Genomic DNA, 20,787 nt, shown 5'->3' on the forward strand with positions numbered 1-20,787 from the left:
CCCGCCACGTCTGGACAGAGATCACACACCCATGTTCCGTACCGCCTTGCGCAACGTACTCGCGCACCGGGCCAGGCTGCTCATGACCGTGCTCGCCGTGCTGCTCGGCGTCGCGTTCGTGTCGGGGACCCTGGTCTTCACCGACACCGTCTCCGCCGCCTACCGCAAGAGCTCCGCCAAGGGCTTCGACCAGGTCGACGTCGCCGTACGGCCCCGGTACCAGGACGCCGAGGGCGACCGGGTCGGCCGGCTGCCCGAGCTGACCCGAAAGACGCTCGACGACAGCGCCCGGGTGCCGGGCGCCGCCCGCGCCGTCGGGGTCGTCACCGGCTTCGCCGCCCTGGCCGGCAAGGACGGCGAGCTGGTCGGCGACGGCTTCCGGACGCAGGGCGGGAACTACTGGGGCGCCGAGGACCCCCGGTACCCGCTGGTCGAGGGGCGCGCCCCGCGGGGCGCGGGCGAGGTCCTCATCGACTCCGCGACCGCCCGGCGCACCGGGTACGAGGTCGGCGACACCGTGCGGCTGTCGGTCGACGGGCCCGTGCTGACCCCGCGGATCACCGGCGTCTTCACCACCGACGACGGCAACGTCGCGGCCGGCGGCAGCCTCGCCCTGTTCGACACGGCGACCGCGCAGCGGCTGTTCGGGAAGGCCGGCACCTACGACGAGATCGCCGTCGGGGCGAAGCCGGGCGTCACGCAGGCCGCGCTCAAGGCCGAGCTGGACCGGGCGCTGCCGCAGGACGCCGTCGAGACCGTCACCGGCCGGCAGCTCGCCGACGAGCAGGCGGAGATGATCTCCGCGTCGATGAGCGGGCTGCGGCAGGGGCTGCTGGTCTTCGCGGGCATCGCGCTGTTCGTCGGCACGTTCATCATCGCCAACACCTTCACCATGCTGGTGGCCCAGCGCACCAAGGAGCTGGCGCTGCTGCGCGCGGTCGGCGCCTCCCGCCGGCAGGTGACGCGGTCGGTGCTGGCGGAGGCGTTCATGGTGGGCACGGTCGCCGCGGTGGCCGGTCTGGCCGCGGGCATCGGCATCGGGGCCGGGATGCGGTCGCTGCTGGGCTCGCTGGGCGCGGTGGTTCCGGACGGGCCGCTGGTCGTCGGGCCGGGCACGGTCCTCGCGGCCCTCGCGGTCGGCATCCTGGTCACCGTGGTGGCGGCGTGGCTGCCGGGCCGCCGGGCCGCGAAGATCCCGCCGGTGGCGGCGATGAGCAGCGTGCACGCCCGGGCCACCACCCGGTCGCTGGTGCTGCGCAACACGCTCGGGGCGCTGCTCTCGGCGGCCGGCGTCGCGGTGGTCCTCGCGGCGACGACGATGGACGGCTCGGACGGGCAGGCGCCCATGGGCCTGGGCGCGGTCCTGCTGATCGTCGGCGTGTTCGTGCTGACCCCGCTGCTGTCCCGCCCGCTGATCGCGGCCGCCGCACCGGCCCTGAGGCTCTTCGGCGTCTCGGGCGGACTGGCCCGGCGGAACGCGCTGCGCAACCCGCGCCGTACGGCCGCCACCGCCTCCGCGCTGATGATCGGCCTGACCCTGATCACCGGCATGACGGTGATGGCGGGCAGCCTGCAGCGGTCCATCGACAAGATGGCCTCGGCGGCGATCGAGGCCGACTACGTGGTGTCCATGGCGAACGGCAACGAGCTGTCGCCGGACGTCGAGCAGAGGCTGAAGCGGACCGACGGCGTCACCGCCACCAGCCCGCTGCGCAACGCGCCCGCCCGCGTCGGGGGCGGGACCGAGTACCTGACCGGCGTCGACGGCGCCACGATCGGCCGGCTGACCGATCTGGCGGTCCGAGACGGCTCCTTCACCGTCGGCGGCTCCCGGGTGGTCGTGGACGGCGACACCGCGAAGTCGCACGGCTGGCGGGCCGGTTCGCGGTTCACCGTCGCCCACGAGGACGGCGCGCGGCAGCAGCTGACCGTCGCCGGGGTCTACGAGGGCAACGACATGATCCGCGGCATCATGCTGGACACCGCCGCGCTCGCCCCGCACGACCCGGACCCGGCCGACATGCAGGTCCTGGTCAAGACGGCCGACGGCGCGTCGGACGCGGCGAAGGACCGGCTGGAGCGGGCCCTGGGCGCCAACCCGGCGATCAGGGTCCAGGACAAGGAGGACATCTCCCGGGAGATCGCGCAGATGTTCACGCTGGTGCTGAACATGCTCTACGGCCTGCTGGCCATGGCGGTGATCGTGGCCGTCCTCGGGGTCGTCAACACCCTGGCGATGTCGGTGTTCGAACGCTCCCAGGAGATCGGCATGCTGCGCGCGATCGGCCTGGACCGCGGGGGCGTCAAGCGGATGGTCCGCCTGGAGTCCCTGGTGATCTCCCTGTTCGGCGGGGTGCTGGGCGTCGGCCTGGGCGTGTTCTTCGGCTGGGCGGCCGGGGAGCTGCTGGGCACGAGGATGCCGACGTACGAACTGGTCCTGCCCTGGGGGCGGATGGCGCTCTTCCTGCTCCTGGCCGCGGCGGTCGGCGTCCTGGCGGCCCTGTGGCCGGCCCGGCGCGCGGCACGGCTGAACATGCTGCAGGCGATCAAGGCGGAGTAGCGCCGGCGCGGCGGCCGGGCCCCGCTTCCCTCCGGGGAGGCGGGGCCCTCGCGCGCTCAGTTCCAGGTGCGGGACCGCAGCGGCAGACCCGACGCGCCCGACTCGGGGGTCCGGACGGCCAGCACCTGGTTGACGCCGATGCGGTTGCGCTCGAAGGCCAGCGCGGAAGCCGCCATGTACAGGCGCCAGACGCGCGCCCGGCCGGGGCCGGTGAGCCGCACGGCGCGGTCCCAGCCGGCCTCCAGGTTGGCGACCCAGCTGCGCAGGGTGAGGGCGTAGTGCTCGCGGATCGACTCGACGTCGCGCACCTCGAACCCGGCGCGCTCCAGCTGGGTGACGGTGGTGCCGACGGGCTGGAGCTCGCCGTCGGGGAAGACGTAGGCGTCGATGAACGCGTCGACGCTGTACGCCGACTCGTCCCGCTGCGGGCGGCGGGCGATCTGGTGGTTGAGCAGCCGCCCGCCGGGCCGCAGGAGGCGGTGGAGGTCGGTGGCGTAGTCCAGGTACCGCTCGGCGCCGACGTGCTCGGCCATCCCGATGGAGGAGACGGCGTCGTAGGGCCCGTCGGCGACGTCCCGGTAGTCCTGGACGCGGATCTCCACGCGGTCGGTGAGCCCCTCGTCGGCGACGCGCTTGCGGGCGTAGGCGGCCTGCTCCTGGGAGAGGGTGATGCCGACGACGCTCACGCCGTGCTCGCGGGCGGCGTGGACGGCCATGGAGCCCCAGCCGCAGCCGACGTCGAGCAGGCGCTGACCGGGCTTCAGGCCGAGCTTGCGGCAGACGAGTTCGAGCTTGTCGCGCTGGGCGGTCTCCAGCGTGCTGTCCGGGGCGGGCCAGTAGGCGCAGGAGTACACCATGGACGGGCCGAGGACGAGTTCGTAGAAGTCGTTGCCGACGTCGTAGTGGTGGCTGATGGCGCGTCTGTCGCTGCGCCTGGTGTGCAGACGGCGGCGGGGCCTGCGGACCTCCTCGCGGGGCGGGGCGGGCGGCAGCGCCGGGCCGGCGAGCCGGAACAGGCCCCGCACGGCGGAGCGGACCTCGGGGTCGCGCAGGGCCTGGGCGAGGGTGCGGGCGTCCTCGCCGCGCTCCCAGATGAAACCGGCGAGCAGGCCGAGGGCGGTGTAGAGGTCGCCGTCGATGTCCAGGTCGCCGGCCACCCAGGCGCGGGCCAGGCCCAGTTCGCCGGGTTTGAACAGCAGGTGGCGCAGGGCGCGGCGGTTGCGTACGACCAGGACCGGCGCGCCCGGCGGGCCCGCCTGCGAGCCGTCCCAGGCGCGGATGCGCACCGGGAGCGGGGTTCCCAGCAACTGCTCGACGAGTCCCTTCAGCCGTGGCGCGGCGTCAGCCATGGTGTGCACCTCCGTGGGCGTCCCGGAATGTCCGACACCACGTAAACACCTGCGGGACCGGGCCGCAGTCCCCGGCACGCGTCATGTCCGGGCAAAGAGTGTGTCCGGATGACACGGCGGGGCGGATGGCCTACACGCCGGCCGGTGGTCCCCCGGGGTCCGGGGGCGGGGAACGCCGAAGGACCTCCCGCACCACGGATGGCAGGAGGTCCTTCGAGGCGGAGCGGTGACCGGGGGTCAGGAGGCCTTGGCCCGCTCCTCGGTCCTGGCGCCGGCCGGGGTCTCCGTCTTCGCGGCCGGGGCCGGCTTGGCGGCCTCGTAGAACTCCTCGCGCGGGGACTCGATCGCGCCCAGGGAGACGACCTCGCGCTTGAGGAACATGCCGAGCGTCCAGTCGGCGAAGACCCGGATCTTGCGGTTCCAGGTCGGCATCGCCAGGCCGTGGTAGCCGCGGTGCATGTACCAGGCGAGACGGCCCTTGAGCTTGATCTTCATCTTGCCCATGACGATCATCGCCACGCCCTTGTGCAGGCCGAGGCCCGCCACCGCGCCCTTGTTGGCGTGGCTGTACTCCTTCTGCGGGAAGCCCCGCATACCGGAGACCACGTTGTCGCCGAGCACCTTCGCCTGGCGCAGGGCGTGCTGCGCGTTCGGCGGGCACCAGGCGTTCTCGACGCCGGCCCTGCGGGCGGCGAGGTCGGGCACCTGGGCGTTGTCGCCGGCGGCCCAGATGTAGTCCGTGCCCTTGACCTGGAGCGTCGGCTCGCAGTCGATGTGGCCGCGGGGGCCGAGCGGGAGGCCGAAGCGGGCCAGTGCCGGGTTCGGCTTGACGCCCGCCGTCCAGACGATGGTGTTGGCGTCGACCTCGAGGCCGTTCTTCAGCACCACGTGGCCGTCGACGCAGGAATCCATGGAGGTGGACAGGTAGACCTCGACGCCGCGGGCCTCCAGGTGCTCCTTGCCGTACGCGCCGAGCTTGGGCCCGACCTCGGGAAGGATCTTGTCGGCGGCGTCGACGAGGATGAAGCGCATGTCCTCGCGGGACACGTTCTTGTAGTACTTGGCCGCGTCGCGGGCCATGTCCTCGACCTCGCCGACGGTCTCGGCGCCGGCGAAGCCGCCGCCGATGAAGACGAAGGTGAGCGCCTTGCGGCGGATCTCCTCGTCGGTGGTGGAGTCGGCCTTGTCGAGCTGCTCCAGCACGTGGTTGCGCAGGCCGATGGCCTCCTCGATGCCCTTCATGCCGATGCCCTGCTCGGCGAGGCCGGGGATCGGGAAGGTGCGGGAGACCGCGCCCATCGCGACGACCAGGTAGTCGAAGGGCAGCTCGTACGCCTCGCCGGTCAGCGGGGCGATCGTGGCGACCTTGCGGTCCTGGTCGATGGTGGTGACCCGGCCGGTGAGGACCTCCGCCTTGGGGAGCACGCGTCGCAGCGGGACGACGACGTGCCGCGGGGAGATGCTGCCGGCGGCGGCTTCGGGGAGGAAGGGCTGGTAGGTCATGTACGACCGGGGGTCGACGACCGTGACGGTCGCCTCTCCGTAACGCATCTTCTTCAGGATGCGCCGAGCTGCGTACAGGCCTACGTACCCACCGCCTACTACGAGGATCCTGGGACGCTCCGTGGTGCTCATGCCATCGAGTATCCACCTGCCCCAGGGGGGTGGTTCGTGCGCCCCTTCACAAGGTCTGACAGACCCTGTGTTACACTCCCGCGCTCACGTGACGGAGATCATGACGCCGAACGGGAACCGTGAGGGAAGGCGCTCCGTTGTCAATGCCTCGTGAGCTGCCTCTCTGCCGCGTCGGCCCGCTGGTGAGGGTCTCGGGCCGGTCTCCGGCGCGTCCGGTCCGAGGCGCCCGGTAACCACCTTTCTGAACATGTTCAAGGGCCGGTCGGCCCCCCGGACGGGTCAACCGGCCCCCCGCCGCGCCCCGACCGGGGCCAATTCCTTGTGAAGAACTTCACGAAGCTTTCCGGCGGATGCCGACGAGGGGTCCGGAAAGGACCCCTCCAGCGCGCTCATACGTTGTCCGACCTGCTCAGCGGAGGCCGCCGGCCGGCGGCGAGGGAGCCCCGGGCCGCCGTCCGGGAGGGGCCGGGACGCCGCCCCGGCGGGCGTCGCCGCCTAACGCGCCTCGGCCGCCGCGTGGAAGGCGATGCCGTCGAGGATGTCGTGTTCGCTGACCACGACCTCCTCCGCGCCGACACGTTCCATGATCGACAGCAGGACGAGCGCGCCCGCGGCGATGACGTCGACGCGGCCGGGGTGCATCGACGGGACGGCCGCGCGCTCGGCGTGGGTGGAGTGCAGCAGCCGGTCGGTGATCTCGCGGACCCGGTCGCGGGAGACGCGGGAGTGGTGGATGGCCGCCGAGTCGTACGCGGGCAGGTCCTGCGCGATCGCCGAGACCGTCGTGACCGACCCGGCGAGGCCCACCAGCGTGCGCGCCTCGCGCAGCGGGACCGTCTCCTCGGCGCGGTCGAGGGCCGCCTCGATGTCGGCCCGCATCGCCGCGATCTGCTCCTCGGCGGGCGGGTCGGACACCACCCCGTCGCGCATCAGGTGCCGCTCGGTCATCCGGACACAGCCGACGTCGACCGAGCGCGCCGCGCGCACGTGGTCGTCGCCGACCACGAACTCGGTGGAGCCGCCGCCGATGTCCACCACCAGGAAGGGGCGGCGCAGATCCCGCCGCCCGGCCAGTTCCCGCGTGGCGCCGGTGAAGGAGAACTCGGCCTCCTGGTCACCGGTGACGACCTCGGGTTCGACGCCGAGGATGTCCCTCACCCCGCGGACGAAGTCCTCCCGGTTCTCGGCGTCCCGGGACGCGGAGGTCGCCACGAAGCGCAGGCGCTCGACGCCGTGCTCCTCGATGACCGCCGCGTACTCGCGGCAGGCGGCGAAGGTCCGCTCCAGCGCCTCGGGGGCGAGGCGTCCGGTGCGGTCGACGCCCTGCCCGAGGCGGACGATGGTCATACGGCGGTCCAGCTCGGTCAGCTCACCGGTGTCCGGGTGCGCGTCGGCGACGAGGAGCCGGATGGAGTTCGTACCGCAGTCGACGGCGGCCACGCGGGTCACTTCTCGTCCTCCCCACAGGTGTCGGGAACCGTCACGCACGGCCCCTTGCGCCACCACTCGGGCAGCATGGCGAGGGCCTCGTCGCCCAGCGGGTTCACGCCCGGGCCGGCCGCCAGCGAATGGGCGACCAGGACGTGCAGGCACTTCACCCGGTCCGGCATGCCGCCGGCGCTGGGGAAGCCCGTCAGCTCCTCGATCTCGTCCCGGCGCCGGATGTAGTCCTCGTGCGCGGCGCGGTAGGCGGCGGCCAGCTCCGGGTCGGTGCCCAGCCGGGCCGTCATCTCCTTCATCACGCCCTCCGCCTCCAGCGTGCCGATCGCCGAGGAGGCGCGCGGGCACGTCAGGTAGTACAGCGTGGGGAAGGGCGTGCCGTCGGGCAGCCGCGGCGCCGTCTCCACGACGTCCGGCTGTCCGCACGGACAGCGGTGCGCGATGGCGCGCAGCCCGCGCGGCGGGCGCCCGAGCTGCTGCTTGAACGCCTCGACGTCCGCGTCGGTGGGCTCGGTGCGCCCGGTGGGCGGCGGTGGGGTTTCCATGGCCGTACGAATGTCTCTCTGCTGTCGGTAAGGGGTTCACCGGGCGGAGGCGTCGGACCTGTCGACTCCGTCCCAGAGGTTCGCGTACCAGGGGCGGTCGGCCGTCCCCCGGTCGGCTCGGGACTGCCGGGCCGGGTCCGGGTCGATCATGACGTACCCCGTCTCCCCGGGCATCACGTAGTGCAGCCGTCGCCGGATCTGCTGCTCGGCGTACGCGTCGTCCTGCCAGCGCGCCTTGAGGTCGCGCAGCCGTTCGACCCGCTCACTGGCCTGCTGCTTCTGCCGCTCCAGGTCGGCGATCTCGGCGCGCTGGGAGACGTACTGCCGCATCGGGTAGGCGAGGGCCACGATCAGGGAGCAGACCACCATGGCGAGCAGCGCGGCCCGGCCGGTGAGCCGGGGGCGGCGGGCCTGACGCCGGGTCTGGGAGCGGTAGACCCGGGCCGCCGTCTGCTCGCCGAGCAGCCGCAGTCTGGTCGCGGTGGAGAAACGGTCCCGGTTCTTCACGGGCATCTCGGCTCTCGCCTCCCCTTCCACGCGCGTACGTCCCCGCACACGGTACGGGACCGGGTGCGGGGACGTACGTACGGCGTCTCCTTCAGGAGCGGCGCTCGGCCCTTGCCGGGCTCACCGGTTCGCGGAGCGGAACCGCGGGAAGGCGCTGCGGCCGGCGTACACCGCGGCGTCGTCGAGGATCTCCTCGATGCGCAGCAGCTGGTTGTACTTGGCGACGCGCTCGGAGCGGGCCGGGGCGCCGGTCTTGATCTGGCCGCAGTTGGTGGCGACGGCCAGGTCGGCGATGGTGACGTCCTCGGTCTCGCCGGAGCGGTGGGACATCATGCACTTGTAGCCGTTGCGCTGGGCCAGCTCGACGGCGTCCAGGGTCTCGGTCAGCGAGCCGATCTGGTTGACCTTGACCAGCAGGGCGTTGCCGATGCCCTCGTCGATGCCGCGCTGGAGGCGCTCGGGGTTGGTGACGAACAGGTCGTCGCCGACGAGCTGGACCTTGTCACCGAGCTTGGCGGTGATGTCCTTCCAGCCGTCCCAGTCCTCCTCGCTCAGCGGGTCCTCGATGGAGACCAGCGGGTAGGCGTCGACCAGCTCCGCGTAGTACGCGGTCATCTCCTCGGCGGTGCGCTCCTTGCCCTCGAAGACGTAGCGGCCGTCCTTGTGGAACTCGGTGGCGGCGACGTCCAGGGCCAGGGCGATCTGCTCGCCGGGCTGGTAGCCGGCCTCCCTGATGGCCTCCAGGATGAGGTCGAGGGCCTCGCGGTTGGAGCCGAGGTTCGGGGCGAAGCCGCCCTCGTCGCCGAGGCCGGTGGACAGGCCCTTGGACTTCAGGACCTTCTTCAGGGTGTGGTAGACCTCGGCGCCCCAGCGCAGGGCCTCGGAGAAGGACTCCGCGCCGATCGGGGCGATCATGAACTCCTGGATGTCCACGTTGGAGTCGGCGTGCGCGCCGCCGTTCAGGATGTTCATCATCGGCACCGGCAGCAGGTGCGCGTTCGGGCCGCCCAGGTAGCGGAACAGCGGCAGGTCGCTGGCCTCGGAGGCGGCGTGGGCGACGGCCAGGGAGACGCCGAGGATGGCGTTGGCGCCGAGGGAGCCCTTGTTGTCGGTGGCGTCCAGGTCGAACATGGCCTGGTCGATCAGGCGCTGCTCGGTGGCGTCGTAGCCGACCAGCTCCGGGCCGATCTGCTCGATGACGGCCAGGACGGCCTTCTCGACGCCCTTGCCCTGGTAGCGGCTCGAGTCGCCGTCGCGGAGCTCGATGGCCTCGAAGGCGCCCGTGGAGGCGCCGGACGGGACGGCGGCACGGCCCGTGCTGCCGTCGTCGAGGCCGACCTCGACCTCGACCGTGGGGTTGCCTCGGGAGTCCAGGATTTCCCGGGCTACGACGACGTCGATGGACGGCACGAGCATCTCCTTCTTGAATGTGACGCGGGTTGGCAGGACCGTGACGGCTCCGCGAGTGAACCGTGGTGGCTCTGCGAGACGAGCCTAACCGGCTCGGGGCGATCGGCCAGCCGGTCACCCCTTGCACGGGGGAACCGGGAGTAAATTGTTTCCCGGCGGAACAAAGAGGTCAACGGGCGGCCGCGCCCCCTCCCGCGCCCGTACGCCCCCAGCCACGCAAAAGCCCCGCCCCGGTGCGTACGGGGGAACACGCACCGGGGCGGGGAGCCCGTGGGGACGGGGGGACGGCCCTCACGGGGCTTCCATGACGGAGGACCCGGATGTGAGGGCGCTGTGGCCGGCCCGGGAGCCGCCTCTTACTTCAGGTGCAGCTGCTGGCCCGGGTAGATGAGGTCGGCGTCCTCGACGATGTCCTTGTTCAGCTCGAACAGCTTCGCCCAGCCGCCCCGGACGTCGTGCTCCGCGGCGATCGAGCTGAGGGTGTCGCCCTCGACGACCTTGTACTCGCCGTCGCCCTTCTTGACCTTCTCGCCGGTCGGGGTGGTGACGGTCTTCTGGGCGGCCGGACGCTCGGCGGAGCGGGAGGCCGGCTGCTCGGTGGAGCGGGTGGTGGTCCCGGTGTTCTGCGAGGAGCCGCCCGAGGCCCCGCCGGACCAGTCGTTCGAGGCCCCGCCGGACGAGCCGTTGGAGGCCCCGCCGGACGAGCCGTTCGAGGAGGAGCCGTTCGACGAACCGCTCGACGCGGAACCGCCGCTGTACGCGGCGCCCGACAGGTTCTTGCCGCAGACCGGCCAGGCGCCCTTGCCCTGGCCCGCGAGGACCTTCTCGGCGATCTCGATCTGCTGCGCCTTGGTGGCCTGGTCGGCGGTGGCGGCGTACGCCGTGCCGCCGTACGCGGCCCAGGTGGAGGCGGAGAACTGCAGACCGCCGTAGTAGCCGTTGCCGGTGTTGATGGACCAGTTGCCGCCGGACTCGCACTGGGCGACGGCGTCCCACTCGGAGGCGGTGGCCGCGGAGGCCGTGCCGGACGCCATCAGCGGGGCGGCGACGGCGGCGCCGGTCACACCGGCGATGGCGATGGCACGGGTGGCCTTGTTCGGACGACGGTGCTTGCCCTTGCCGGAAAACAGCATGGTTGGATCCCCTCACCGACGCCTGCGAGGTGAGCTGTCGGGTTCGGGCCGGTCGAGTTGCCCGGCCGCGTCCCTCGCGGGACACGGCTTCACCCCTAGCCGGTTCCGGCCTCAACTGCCGGTTCCGGCGCCTACCTTGGTTCCCCCGCTCCTGCCCACGGCGCTTGACGCGACGACTGTTCCCGGGCGGCCGCTGGCAGGATTCGGCGTTGCGGCAGCCGGGGCCCGCGGTGGCGAGCGGTCACGACCGTAGGCAGGCACGCCGCGGAATTTCAAAGACGATCAGGGCTTCTGAGATCTATCTCTCACTGCGCTTATATGCGACATTCAGCGGGAAACCCGACGCCAACTACCGTCGTTCTCCGCTCGGTTCGGCCCCGACCTCGAGCGTCTGACCGGGGACGATGGTGTTCGGGTCGGCGCCGACGACGTCCCTGTTGCCGTCGTACAGGGTGCGCCATCCGCCTTGGAGGTCAAGGGAGTCGGCGATGGTCCAGAGAGTGTCGCCGGAACGGACGGTGTACGAGCCGTCGACGTCCTCGCGCGTGGCGTCGTCGCCGCGGGAGGCGTGCCGGCCGGAGGAGGCGCTCCTGCGGTCCTCGACCGCCTCTTCGTCGGCGCTGGGGCCGCGGTGGCGGCCGATGCCGGCGGATCCGGTGTCGACCAGATAGGAAGTCCCCACGCTCTGTCCAGAGTTGTCCGCTTCGTCACTCCTGGGGGCGACGCTGGGCGAACCGCCACTTTCCCGGACATCGGCGGACGTGTCGGACTCGGCGGATTCGTCCTTCGCGTTTGACGCATCGTCGGGCGCGGTGGACGGGGACGCCGGGGCCGAAGGCGAGGAGGGAGAGGAAGGACCGGGAGACGTTTCGGGAGACGCCTCATGGGATGTTTCGGGCGAGTCGGACGAGTCACCCGAACCGGGCCGCTCCGAGGAGTCCTTCGCCCCTTCGGCGTCTTCCGAGCCGGCCGATCCCCCCGAACCGGCCGGACTTCCCGATTCCGCCGGGCTCGTCGGCTCTGCCGTGTTCCGGGAGTCCGCGGAACCGCCGGTGTCCTCGCCGGCCGGCTTCCCCTCCGACGCGCCGGCGCCGGTGGACGCCGGGTCGTCCACGAGCCCGGCGAGCAGGCCGCACGTCGGCCACGCGGCGATGCCCTGGTCGGCGAGCATCTTCTCGGCGACGGATATCTGCTGGGACCGGCTGGCCTGGTCGGCGCTGGCCGCGTACGCCAGACCGCCGTACTTCTCCCAGTCCTCCTGGGACAACTGCAGGCCGCCGTAGTAGCCGTTGCCGGAGTTCTCGCTCCAGGCGCCGCCGGTCTCGCACTCGGCGACCCGGTCCCAGGCCGCGCCGTCGGCCGCGCTGGCGCCGGAGGCCCCGAGGAGCGGGATCGCGATGGCGGAGCCGGTCACTCCGGCGGCGACGACGAGGGCCGGAGCCTGGCGGGGGCGGCGGTGACGACCGTTCCCGGAGAGCATACGGGGACCTTTCCCGAGACAGCACGGACGGCGCGGCGGAGCGCACTCGGCGCCGCGCTGATGGGTGAACGTATCCGCAGGAGATCGCTTGTCACAAGTTCATGCCGCACAGATCACGTGAAGATCACAGCCTTGAGGGCGTGTCACGTTTGCGGCGGCACGCGGCGGCTGTCAGCCCTTCGCTCCGTGTCGGTCACGGCCGCCGGGCGCGTCCGGCTCCGTGTCGGTCACGGCCCGCCGGGCGCGTCCGGTTCCGTGGCCGGCACGGCGTGCCGTACGGGGGTGAAGGCGACCGGCAGCGTGCGCAGGCCCCGCATGATGAGCCCGCCGCGCCAGCGCAGTTCGGCCGGGTCCACCGCGAGCCGCAGGTCGGGCAGGCGGGTGAGGAGCGTGGCGAGCGCGGTCCGGCCCTCCAGGCGGGCGAGCGGGGCGCCGAGGCAGTAGTGGATGCCGTGGCCGTATCCGAGGTGCTGGTTGTCCCGGCGGCCGAGGTCGAGCACGTCGGGGTCGGCGAACCGCTCCGGGTCCCGGTCGGCGGCGGCGAGGACGACGAGGACGGGGTCGCCGGGGGCGATGTCCTGTCCGCCGAGGGTGAGCGGCCGCGTGGCGAACCGCCAGGTGGCGAGTTCGACGGGCCCGTCGTAGCGCAGGAGTTCCTCGACGCCGGTGGCGAGCAGGCCGGATTCGCCCGCGGCGAGGGACTTCTGCAGCAGCTCCCGCTGGTCGGGGTGGGTGAGCAGGGCGTAGGTGCCGTTGCCGATCAGGTTCACGGTGGTCTCGAAGCCGGCGAACAGCAGGATGAACGCCATCGCCGCGGCCTCGTTCTCGGTGAGGTGCTCGCCGTGGTCGGAGGCGCGGATGAGGCCGGAGATGAGGTCCTCCCCCGGACCCGGCTCGGGCGGCAGGGCTTCGCGTTTGCGATGGATGAGGTCGGCGAGGTAGCCGCGCATCTTCTTCACCGACCGGGCGACGCCGCCCCGGGGGCCGCCCTGGTGGCGGATCATCATCCCCGCCCAGTCACGGAAGTCGTCCTGGTCCTCGCGGGGGACGCCGAGCATGTCGCAGATGGCGTAGATGGGCAGGGGGAAGGCGAACTCGTGGATGAGGTCGGCCTCGCCGTGGGCGGCGAACCGGTCGATGAGGCGGTCGGCGAGTTCCTGCACGCGGGGGGCGAACTCGGCGACGCGGCGGGGCGTGAAGGCCTTGCTGACCAGGCGGCGCAGCCGGGTGTGGTCCGGCGGGTCGATGTTGAGCAGGTGGGTCATCAGCTCGGCCTTGCGCTCACCGGGGATGCCCGTCTTGCCCCTGGCGTGGGCGGGCTCGTCGTGGTGCGCGGGGTTCTTGCTGAGCCGCTGGTCGGCGAGGGCCTGCTTGGCGTCGGCGTAGCGGGTGACCAGCCAGGCCTCGACCCCGCTGGGGAGCCTGGTGCGGTGCACGGGGGCGTGTTCGCGCAGCCAGGCGTAGGCGGGGTAGGGGTCGGCGGCGAACTCCCAGGTGAAAAGGGCGGGGGGTTCGGGGGCGGCGCTGTCGGGGATGGGCTGGTCGGTCACTCCTCGACGGTAACCGGCCCGCCGGCGTCCCCCGCGCGTCGGCCGGACCCCGCGGCGTCCCCCGCGCGCCGGCCGGACCCCGCGGCGAACCGCGCGGGCCGCGCCTCGCGGCCTCCGGCAGCGGCCGGGTCCGCTCCTCGGGCCCGCGGACAGCCGGTTCAGCTGGGGTCGCCGTGCTCCTTGTCCGCCCGTCCCTCCCGCTCCCTGATCGCGTCGCGGTACGCCCGCGCCGCCGCTCTCAGGGCGGCCTCCGGGTCCACGCCCTCCGCCTCGGCGCGGACCGCCAGGGCCAGCAGCTCGTAGCCGATGCCCTCGACGTGGGGCAGGGGAACCTCCAGGCCCGCGGTGCGCACCCGGGAGGCCAGTTTGGCCGCGAGGGCCAGGCCGGGCTGGCCGAGGGGGACGCCCTCGGTGACCGAGGTGCGCTGCTTCTCGACGGCCTTCGTGCGCAGCCAGTGCTCCTTGACCTCCTCGGGGGTCGTGGCCGTCGCGTCCCCGAAGACGTGCGGATGGCGGTGGACGAGCTTGGCGACGATGCCGCCGGCCACGTCGTCGATGGAGAAGGGGGCGTCCGGGTCCTCCTCGGCGATGCGCGCGTGGAAGACGACCTGGAGCAGGACGTCGCCGAGTTCCTCGCGCAGTTCGTCGCGGTCGCCGTCCTCGATCGCCTCGACGAGTTCGTAGGCCTCCTCGATGCCGTACTTCGCCAGGCCCTTGTGGGTCTGCCGGGAGGACCACGGGCACTCGGCGCGGATGCGGTCCATGACCTGGACGAGGTCGAGCAGGCGGGCGCCCGGCAGGTCGTAGGAGGCGGGCAGCAGCTCCAGCTCCGGCATCCGGACCCGGCCGGAGCCCGCGAGGCGGGCGAGGCCGTCCGTGAGGGCGGGCTCGCCCTCGCCGGTCGCCACGACCACCACCGTGCGGCCGCCCGCGCAGGCGTCGACCAGTTCCTCGGCCGTCGGGGACGCCGCGTCGACGGCTATCCCCGCCTCGCGCAGGTACGGCAGCTGCGGGTGGGCGCCGTCCGCGCACAGCACGCGGTCGGCGGTGCGCAGCGCCTGCCAGGCCGGCCAGGACAGCAGGCCGGGCGCGACGCGGTGGCTGGTGGTGAGCAGGACGATGCGGCCGGGAGCGGCTTCGGGACTGGGTGCGTTCACGCTTCGAACGTAACCCACCCGGCCCACGGGACCCGGAGTTCCCCGCCGGGCGCGGCCGGCCGCACGGTCCCTGCCCGCCGGGTGCGCCGTCCACCGGGCGCGACCACCCCCGAGCACGGCCGTCCACCGGGCGCGGCCGTCCACCGGACACGACAGCCTGCCGGGCCGGGTGTCCTTGCCGCGCGGCCGGCGGACCGGGCGGCCGGCGGGGCCGGGCGCCCGCGGGCCGTCACATCGGCCGCGTGTCCGGTGCCGTGACCTCCCGGATCCACGGCGTCCGCGCGTCGACGCGGCCGTTCCTGCGGACGTCCCAGGCGCCGTAGCGCGGGTTGAGGTCGACGTCCAGCTTCTCCGAGGCCTCGGACAGGGCCTTCCAGAAGGCCGGGCGGGTGGTGTCGGTGCCCAGCTTCCGGGCGAGCTTCTGCGCCTCCAGCTGCAGGCGCAGGTTCTCGTCGAGGCGACGCGGGGGGATGCCGTACTGCTGGAGCCAGGTGGCCTCCAGCGCCTTGAAGCCGCCGGCCTGCTGCTCCAGGCCGGCCCGCATCCGCTGGACCTCCCTGCGGGTGACGGCGACGCCCGCGTCCTCGGCGGCCCGGTGCAGTACCCGGTCGAGGACCATGCTGTGCAGCGTGTCGCGGGCGAGCGTGCCGGTCCGGTTGACGGCCTGCGCGTACTGGGCCTGGTCGGTCACGGCCGCCCGCTGGGCCGCGCGCACCTCGCCGACCCGCTCCTGAAGCTGCGCGACGGTGATCCGCTCCCCGCCGACGACGGCCGCCGCGCCGGGATGCGCATCGTTTCCGCAGGCGGTGAGGAGGGGCGCCGCCGCGGCGATCGCGGCGGTGAGAACGAGCGCGGTGCGACGGCGGCGGTGCAAGGGAACCTCCCGTTGGAGATTGTGCGACGGTGCACAAAGTCTTGCGGTGATCGATGGTAGGCAGTGGGCAAGCTCCGGCCAACCCATTCGACCAACGAATCACCGGGACTTCGGGCACCGCCGCGCCGCCCGGCGGGCGGGCGGCGCCGGCTGCCTCCCCTCGCTCACCGCGTCACCGTCCCGGGGACGTCCCGGGCCGGTTCAGGGGGCAGCCACCGCTGTGAGGCGTCCGTTCTCCTCCACGGTCCCGGTCACCGGTACTTCCGTACCGTCCCCGCCATCGCCTCCGCCTCGGCGCGGCAGCCCGCCAGCTCCCCGGCGCGGCGGATCTCCTCGTCGCTCACGCGCCGGGCCACGTCGATCGCCTCGTGGAGGCCGTCCGCGTTCCCGACCCGAATCATGCGGAGGAACCACTTCAGCGCCTCGACGCTGTCGGCCCGTCCTGCCGTGCCGTCCCGGTACCAGCGGGCGACGACGTACATCGCGCCGTCATGGCCGGACTCGGCGGCCGTCAGGTAACTGCGCAGCGCCTCGGCGTCCTGGTCCATGGCCGCGAGGAGGTCGCCGAGGACGACATGGGCGTCGACGACCCCGCCTTCCGCGGCGGATCGCAGAAGCCCGGCGACGGCCTGGGGATCGGCCTTTCCCCACCACAGCTGCGCCAGGCCGAACCGGGCGTGGGCGTCTCCCTCGGCGGCGGCTTCCCCGAACAGCCGCTCGGCCTCGGCGAGGTCCTTCGGGACGCCCAGTCCGTTGGCGTAGAGGTGCCCCAGGCTCCGCTTGCCTGCGGCACTGCCCCGGTCGGCGGTCTTCCTGAACCAGGCGGCGGCGCCGGAGGGATCGTCCATCCATTCGAGGAGGATCCCGCCGAGCACGTTCTGGGCGTCCAGGTGCCCCGACTCGGCGGCCGCCGTGAGCGACGGCAGAGTCTCCGCGAGCCGGTCGGCGGCGGCCGGATCCCCGTGGTGCGCCTGTTCCATCAGCGCCGCGGCGGTTGCCGCGACACCCGAAAACTCTTCCGTCACCGGGTCAGGTTACCGTCCGCTCCGGGGACGGCCCGTGTTCCGCGACCTGCAGCGCACGCCCGTGCGCCGTCGGGTGGTACTGCTCGCTCGACGTCGAGCGCTCCGGGGAGAGGCCTGGCGGACCGGACCGATGCGACGCAGAAGGCGCAGGGGCTCCCAGAGCCCCGGAACCCCGGGAAGAGCCGGGCCCGGTCCGCCGTGACCCCGCGGGCCTCCGCCTTCCTCGGTACCGTCATCGGACTCCCTCACCGGTTCGTGTCGTCCGTCCACGTCAGGATCTCCGCGGCCCCCCGGCGTACGGCCTCGTCGGGATCCAGGCGAAGCTGCCGGCAGGCCGCTGCGAGACCCGCTGGGCCGCCCGCTCCCGTGAGCGCGTCGCGCACGCCGGTCTGCATCCAGTCGGCCTGGCCGTCGTCGGCCTCGGCCAGCGCCAGGGCCACGAGTCTCACGGCGGCCACCGTCCCCGCCCGGGCCAGGGCCTCGGCCGTCCGCCGAGTGACCGCCGTGTCCTCGGCGTCCAGCAGCAGACCCGTCAGCGCTGCCCCGGCCTCGGGATCGTCGGCGTGCACGGCGAGATGCCGTGCGGCACGCGCCCGCACCGACCACGACGGGGACGACGCCTCCGACAGGCCCGTGCGCCACCCGCTCATCGGTCGCCTCCGTCCATCGTCAGGGGAACCGGCTGCCGCCACGCGTCCCGGCACTCGACGCCGGCCCGCTCCGGCCGGCGTTCAGAGGGCCGTCTCCGCCCGATTCGGATCGAGCAGACCGGGATCCTGCCGAGCCAGCTCCTCCTCGCACACGTCCCATCCTCTTTCACGGACGAACGACGCTTCAGAGGTGCCGATCGGCACCAGCCACACCACGGCCGTCTCCACACCGTTCTCCAGGACGACCGAGAGGATTCATCGTCGAAGTACACCGGGTGAGTCGCGTAGAGCGCGGTCATGGTACCCCCGGGGATGAGCGGCACGGGAAAATGAATTCCGACATCGCGCACACCGATACCGAAACAGCGTCCGCCGCGAACCCGGCTGCTTCGTTGTCGGCGTCCGCCAGGCACGCCACCCACCGCTCCGCCTCTTTGCGAACCCGCACGAGATCCGAAGCCGAGGCCGGACGAATACCGCGCAGGTCCAGCCGGATCGCGCCCAGACCGTTGTCGATCCGGTTAAAGGCGTCTCCCTCCCCTGATTCGTGCAGGAACGCCCTGGATACCGATCGCACCTTCGTGGCACAGAGGGCAGTGACGGCCAGCCGTTGACGCGGCGCCAGTTGTGCGCACCGGACGCGGAGAGGTTCCGCGTCTTCGAGAAGCCCCGTCTCGTTCACCTAGCGGAGTCCTGATTGCTCGTGTGTCGCCGACTCAGCCAGCGCCTTGTCGCGGCGCGCGTGACGTCATCGACACGCGGCGACCCGGCCATCCATTCTCCGTGCCGCAGAAGAGTTGGAGCGTGATGGGCTTCGCGCACCATACTGAAATCCATGGAAGCTTGCCCGAGATCACATCTCAAAATGACGCCGCCATCCAGTGACAGCATGACGAATGAGGGCCGAAAAGGACCGTGCCCCAGAACACCGGAAGCCGCGCCCGCATCAACCATGTCCCATTCGTCCAGCAGCTGGACCTGCGCCCACCACCACCGCGGCGATTCACCGGCTGATAGATTGACTGCGATCAGAAAACGGGAATCTTCCTCACTGAAAAGACCTCCATGCAGCGCCATTCGACGCCATAGAGAATTTGCTTCTTCCCGCAGCCGGGGATGATCCAGGTCGACCGTTTCCCCCCATGCTCCGTCTTCCGTGCCGCAGCTACTGGCAAACGTCGCCAAAGTCGGCGGAATAAGCGGCTCGGACGTGTCGACCATCCTCAGCAGGCGCAATCCAGCCTCGGCAAGCGGAGTCGACAGAATACTCTCATTCAACATTAAAACTTTCGCATGCGTCACGTAGACCCGTGAAGGCGGGTGACTCGCCCCGCCACGGAGGGAGCACTTGATCCGGGCCTTTCAGGCACGGCTTCGTTCTCCCGCCAACATTCCTCCGCGACAACCGTCGGCGCCACTCCAAGAGTCAATCCCTCCACCGCTCCGTCGGCGGGCCCGAAAGCGGCCACCCAGTCTGCCACCAGGTAGATTGCACCAATCTCATCGATGGCCAAAAAGTATCGCCCCTGATCGCCTTCGCCGATCGGGTAGAGGGACTTTCCCAACACCTCGCTCCAGTCAGCGAATCGGTCCTCCTCGCCTTCCGCCAAGAGCGGATCCAGTTCGAACGGTTCACACGCGCACGAGATGCCCGGACCGCTGATGCCGAACACCAGACCGCCGAATTCTGAGAGGAATTCCTCAGCGGCCTCGTGCATGCGGAGCCCTGCCGCTGCGAGTCGAGTTCGCCACAGCGAGACGTCCACCCGGCGGCCGGGACACCACCCCACGTCACGGAGGACACCCTCGGCTTCGGCTGAAAACCTCATGTGCACGCGCCGTCGTCTGTCACGACATTGAGCTTGTAGTGGTCGACGGCCTCCACGGCGCCCCGGGCGAGGGCGGCCGGTCGGCGCCAGCGCCGGTCCCGGTCCTGGCCCGTCGCCGCGAGCAGGGCCGCGCTGGGGCGCCAGTCGCCCTGCCGGGCGGCGAGGGTGGCGTCGGCACACTCGAGGGCGGTGGGGCCGTGTTCCGTGCCGTCCAGCTCCTCGCGCGGCAGGAGGCCGTACGCGGTGACGTCCCTGCCGGCCGTGCCGTTGCGGTTGGCGCGGGCCAGGCGGGCGCTGCTCCACAGGGCCCGGGCGAGGACGGGGAGACCCATGGCGATGGCGGTGTATTGGCGTGAGGGTGGCATGGGGGCGTGGGGCTCTCGGATCGGCAGGCGGACGGACAGCGTCTCATTATCCAGGTCGATCGACTTCGTACCGAGAACCTTTTCTTCTACCGGCAGGTTCCGCCGCCAGTCGCGCATGCTGCCGGAGCAGCCCAGCTCATCAGCGGAACCAGGTAATGGAGTTTCGCTGCGTAGTGCGGAGCGAGTGGCACCTCCGCACTATCGATGCGGTAGGCGCCGGCTTCCAGCGGGAACACGAGCATGTCCTCTTCGGTCACTTCGCCGCCGGGTGTCGCCGAGTCGATCAGCGCCAGGTTCCCATCGCAGTCCAAGGCGGGGCCTTGACGCCATGCGACGGTGTCGACATCGACTTCCGAGGCATACCTGCGCATGTCCTCCTCGGAATCACCGTGGATCCACTGAACGATCAGCGAGCGTGACTCGATGACCGTGGTTGCCAGAGGCTCGTCTCCAAGCACTACCACGCCCTTGCCGGGCACGTCACAGCACTCGGAGTGACCGGCATCAGTCATTTCGATGACGAGGTCGTAGTCACCGTTGTGTCCCGTCCAGGACGTGATCCGCGATACCGGGCCCAGCAAAACCGGACCGCCTTCCGTCTCGATCCGCTTACGACCGTCAATTCTTGGCTGCTGCTTCATAAAGTCCTCTCATCACGCCCCTCAACCGACCTGCCCGGGCGGCACTGCGGGTAGAGCCTCCGGGGTGTGCCATCCGGGCCAACGAACTGATCGGCTGGTGATCAGGCACGAATTCTTCCGTTACCTCCGGCCTTGCCGGGCTCGGCCGTCAGGACCCGGTCGCCGGCCCGCACCTCGGAGATCGGCTTGGCCTTACCGGTGACCACTGAAACGTCGTTTCTTTTGCTGTGGGTGCTGTCGACCAGCCCGGAGGTCTGTCAGTGCGGTAACCAGGGACTCGCCCGCCTCCAGGTCGGACATACCCCTGCGGACCGTTGTCTCGCTCACCCCGGCCGCCCGGGCCACGGCCCGGATGCCGCCATGGCCCAGGCTCCGGGCCTCCGCGGCCGCCGGCAACCGCCACTGTCGCTCGTCCAGATGCGGGAACAACACCGCGAACTTCACAGCAAGTTGGTCACGGGTCTCGTCCGGGATGCGCATACGACATCAACGAGGCCCCACCTCCGAAAACAACACCTTGTTGATCGGCAGGCGCTTGAGGCAAGGGCGGCATGGTTGTGCGGTGCCTTCGATCAATCTGCGAACAGATGACGCTCGACATCATCGCGGGAGATTGATCACAGAAAGCACACGAATG

The 20,787-nt window shown here is 71.7% G+C and carries 20 protein-coding genes, 1 pseudogene and 1 riboswitch; of the genes and pseudogenes, 1 reads left to right on the top strand and 20 read right to left on the bottom strand.

The annotated features are described in order from the left end of the window. Positions 1-31: 31 nt before the first annotated feature. The gene (locus ABD363_RS19760; protein ID WP_344605366.1) at positions 32-2,560 is read left to right on the top strand and encodes an ABC transporter permease; all 2,529 of its coding nucleotides are present in this window, start codon (positions 32-34) and stop codon (positions 2,558-2,560) included. A gap of 56 nt (positions 2,561-2,616) precedes the next feature. On the opposite strand, the gene ABD363_RS19765 is transcribed toward ABD363_RS19760, so the two are convergent. The 20 genes and pseudogenes from ABD363_RS19765 to ABD363_RS19860 all read right to left on the bottom strand — a co-directional run. After that, entirely contained in the window at positions 2,617-3,909 is a 1,293-nt protein-coding gene (locus ABD363_RS19765; protein ID WP_344605368.1) for a class I SAM-dependent methyltransferase, read from the bottom strand. Between the two features lie 237 nt (positions 3,910-4,146). Beyond that, positions 4,147-5,544, bottom strand: a complete 1,398-nt coding sequence (locus ABD363_RS19770; protein ID WP_344605370.1) for an NAD(P)/FAD-dependent oxidoreductase — start codon at positions 5,542-5,544, stop codon at positions 4,147-4,149. 495 nt (positions 5,545-6,039) lie between these two features. Next, positions 6,040-6,993, bottom strand: a complete 954-nt coding sequence (locus tag ABD363_RS19775; protein WP_344605372.1) for a Ppx/GppA phosphatase family protein — start codon at positions 6,991-6,993, stop codon at positions 6,040-6,042. Further along, positions 6,990-7,529 (bottom strand): DUF501 domain-containing protein, encoded by a 540-nt coding sequence (locus tag ABD363_RS19780; RefSeq protein ID WP_344605374.1) that lies wholly within the window; start codon positions 7,527-7,529, stop codon positions 6,990-6,992. The genes ABD363_RS19775 and ABD363_RS19780 overlap by 4 nt, the downstream gene beginning before the upstream one ends. 36 nt (positions 7,530-7,565) lie before the next feature. Beyond that, complete coding sequence (locus ABD363_RS19785) at positions 7,566-8,042, bottom strand: FtsB family cell division protein (protein ID WP_344605376.1); 477 nt, start codon at positions 8,040-8,042, stop codon at positions 7,566-7,568. 114 nt (positions 8,043-8,156) lie between these two features. Beyond that, on the bottom strand, positions 8,157-9,446 hold the full coding sequence (gene eno, locus ABD363_RS19790) for a phosphopyruvate hydratase (RefSeq protein WP_344605378.1): 1,290 nt from the start codon (positions 9,444-9,446) through the stop codon (positions 8,157-8,159). Positions 9,447-9,802: 356 nt separating this feature from the next. Then, the gene (locus ABD363_RS19795; RefSeq protein ID WP_344605380.1) at positions 9,803-10,579 is read right to left on the bottom strand and encodes a transglycosylase family protein; all 777 of its coding nucleotides are present in this window, start codon (positions 10,577-10,579) and stop codon (positions 9,803-9,805) included. Between the two features lie 4 nt (positions 10,580-10,583). Beyond that, a riboswitch (cyclic di-AMP (ydaO/yuaA leader) is annotated at positions 10,584-10,752 on the bottom strand. A 176-nt stretch (positions 10,753-10,928) separates the two neighbouring features. Continuing rightward, positions 10,929-12,059 carry a transglycosylase family protein gene (locus ABD363_RS19800; protein ID WP_344605382.1) on the bottom strand — a complete coding sequence of 377 codons (1,131 nt, stop codon included), beginning with the start codon at positions 12,057-12,059 and terminating at the stop codon, positions 10,929-10,931. A 227-nt stretch (positions 12,060-12,286) separates the two neighbouring features. Then, positions 12,287-13,609: a cytochrome P450 family protein gene (locus tag ABD363_RS19805; protein WP_344605384.1), complete on the bottom strand. Its 1,323-nt coding sequence runs from the start codon at positions 13,607-13,609 to the stop codon at positions 12,287-12,289. A gap of 158 nt (positions 13,610-13,767) precedes the next feature. Further along, complete coding sequence (locus ABD363_RS19810; protein WP_344605386.1) at positions 13,768-14,766, bottom strand: nucleoside triphosphate pyrophosphohydrolase; 999 nt, start codon at positions 14,764-14,766, stop codon at positions 13,768-13,770. Positions 14,767-14,995: 229 nt separating this feature from the next. Further along, positions 14,996-15,640, bottom strand: a complete 645-nt coding sequence (locus ABD363_RS19815; protein WP_344605388.1) for a SurA N-terminal domain-containing protein — start codon at positions 15,638-15,640, stop codon at positions 14,996-14,998. A gap of 251 nt (positions 15,641-15,891) precedes the next feature. Beyond that, the gene (locus tag ABD363_RS19820) at positions 15,892-16,665 is read right to left on the bottom strand and encodes a tetratricopeptide repeat protein (RefSeq protein ID WP_344605390.1); all 774 of its coding nucleotides are present in this window, start codon (positions 16,663-16,665) and stop codon (positions 15,892-15,894) included. Between the two features lie 245 nt (positions 16,666-16,910). Further along, positions 16,911-17,315 carry a HEAT repeat domain-containing protein gene (locus ABD363_RS19825; protein ID WP_344605392.1) on the bottom strand — a complete coding sequence of 135 codons (405 nt, stop codon included), beginning with the start codon at positions 17,313-17,315 and terminating at the stop codon, positions 16,911-16,913. Positions 17,316-17,396: 81 nt separating this feature from the next. Beyond that, positions 17,397-17,570 (bottom strand): suppressor of fused domain protein, encoded by a 174-nt coding sequence (locus tag ABD363_RS19830; protein ID WP_344605485.1) that lies wholly within the window; start codon positions 17,568-17,570, stop codon positions 17,397-17,399. Positions 17,571-17,610: 40 nt separating this feature from the next. After that, the gene (locus ABD363_RS19835) at positions 17,611-17,997 is read right to left on the bottom strand and encodes a hypothetical protein (protein ID WP_344605394.1); all 387 of its coding nucleotides are present in this window, start codon (positions 17,995-17,997) and stop codon (positions 17,611-17,613) included. Beyond that, positions 17,994-18,617: a hypothetical protein gene (locus ABD363_RS19840; RefSeq protein WP_344605396.1), complete on the bottom strand. Its 624-nt coding sequence runs from the start codon at positions 18,615-18,617 to the stop codon at positions 17,994-17,996. Before ABD363_RS19840 ends, ABD363_RS19835 begins: the two co-directional genes overlap by 4 nt. Further along, complete coding sequence (locus ABD363_RS19845) at positions 18,614-19,144, bottom strand: SUKH-3 domain-containing protein (protein ID WP_344605398.1); 531 nt, start codon at positions 19,142-19,144, stop codon at positions 18,614-18,616. The genes ABD363_RS19840 and ABD363_RS19845 overlap by 4 nt, the downstream gene beginning before the upstream one ends. Then, the gene (locus tag ABD363_RS19850; RefSeq protein ID WP_344605400.1) at positions 19,141-19,476 is read right to left on the bottom strand and encodes a hypothetical protein; all 336 of its coding nucleotides are present in this window, start codon (positions 19,474-19,476) and stop codon (positions 19,141-19,143) included. Before ABD363_RS19850 ends, ABD363_RS19845 begins: the two co-directional genes overlap by 4 nt. A gap of 119 nt (positions 19,477-19,595) precedes the next feature. After that, positions 19,596-20,150, bottom strand: coding sequence for an Imm21 family immunity protein (locus ABD363_RS19855; RefSeq protein WP_344605402.1), 555 nt, complete (start codon positions 20,148-20,150; stop codon positions 19,596-19,598). A 276-nt stretch (positions 20,151-20,426) separates the two neighbouring features. Further along, positions 20,427-20,630 (bottom strand): annotated as a pseudogene (locus ABD363_RS19860) (ISAzo13 family transposase); the annotation flags it as partial. Between the last annotated feature and the right edge of the window lie 157 nt (positions 20,631-20,787).

Source organism: Streptomyces glaucus (assembly GCF_039533365.1).
GTDB lineage: Bacteria > Actinomycetota > Actinomycetes > Streptomycetales > Streptomycetaceae > Streptomyces > Streptomyces glaucus.